Below are 1,526 nucleotides of genomic sequence, written 5' to 3'. Positions count from 1 at the left end.
TTCACAGTGGACGCGAGCATCTGCGGACAAGCCCTCGGCCTATTAGTACCGGTCAACTCCACCCCTCACAAGGCTTCCATCTCCGGCCTATCAACCCGGTCGTCTACCGGGAGCCTTACCCCATCACGTGGGTGGGAGCCCTCATCTCGAAGCAGGCTTCCCGCTTAGATGCTTTCAGCGGTTATCCCTCCCGAACGTAGCCAACCAGCCATGCCCTTGGCAGAACAACTGGCACACCAGAGGTCCGTCCGTCCCGGTCCTCTCGTACTAGGGACAGCCCTTCTCAAGACTCCAACGCGCGCAGCGGATAGGGACCGAACTGTCTCACGACGTTCTAAACCCAGCTCGCGTACCGCTTTAATGGGCGAACAGCCCAACCCTTGGGACCAACTCCAGCCCCAGGATGCGACGAGCCGACATCGAGGTGCCAAACCATCCCGTCGATACGGACTCTTGGGGAAGATCAGCCTGTTATCCCCGGGGTACCTTTTATCCGATGAGCGACGGCGCTCCCACAAGCCACCGCCGGATCACTAGTCCCTGCTTTCGCACCTGCTCGACCCGCCAGTCTCACAGTCAAGCTCCCTTGTGCACTTACACTCACCACCTGATAACCAACCAGGCTGAGGGAACCTTTGGGCGCCTCCGTTACCCTTTAGGAGGCAACCGCCCCAGTTAAACTACCCACCAGACACTGTCCCCGATCCGGATCACGGACCCAGGTTAGACATCCAGCACGACCAGAGTGGTATTTCAACAACGACTCCACCCAAGCTAGCGCCCGAGCTTCACAGTCTCCCACCTATCCTACACAAACCGAACCAAACACCAATATCAAGCTGTAGTAAAGGTCCCGGGGTCTTTCCGTCCTGCTGCGCGAAACGAGCATCTTTACTCGTACTGCAATTTCACCGGGCCTATGGTTGAGACAGCCGAGAAGTCGTTACGCCATTCGTGCAGGTCGGAACTTACCCGACAAGGAATTTCGCTACCTTAGGATGGTTATAGTTACCACCGCCGTTTACTGGCGCTTAAGTTCCCAGCTTCGCCTCACAGCTAACCGGTCCCCTTAACGTTCCAGCACCGGGCAGGCGTCAGTCCGTATACATCGCCTTACAGCTTCGCACGGACCTGTGTTTTTAGTAAACAGTCGCTTCTCGCTGGTCTCTGCGGCCACCCCCAGCTCCGGCAGCAACGTGCCATCACCAGAAGCGGCCCCCCTTCTCCCGAAGTTACGGGGGCAATTTGCCGAGTTCCTTAACCATAGTTCACCCGAACGCCTCGGTATACTCTACCTGACCACCTGAGTCGGTTTCGGGTACGGGCCACCATGAAACATCGCTAGAGGCTTTTCTCGACAGCATAGGATCATCCACTTCACCACAATCGGCTCCGCATCAGGCCTCACCCTTACATGAGCGGCGGATTTACCTACCACTCGGGCCACACCCTTACCCCGGGACAACCACCGCCCGGGCTGGACTACCTTCCTGCGTCACCCCATCACTCACCTACTACCCCCTCGG

1 rRNA gene is annotated in these 1,526 nt (G+C 57.9%); it reads right to left on the bottom strand.

The features are described from left to right. Window positions 1–22: 22 nt before the first annotated feature. Window positions 23–1,526: ribosomal RNA gene (locus tag D7294_RS31465) — 23S ribosomal RNA — on the bottom strand; the annotation flags it as partial.

Origin of the sequence: Streptomyces hoynatensis (assembly GCF_003626535.1) — a bacterium.
GTDB classification, from domain to species: domain Bacteria; phylum Actinomycetota; class Actinomycetes; order Streptomycetales; family Streptomycetaceae; genus Streptomyces; species Streptomyces hoynatensis.
This window is presented reverse-complemented; position numbering and strand designations above follow the sequence as displayed.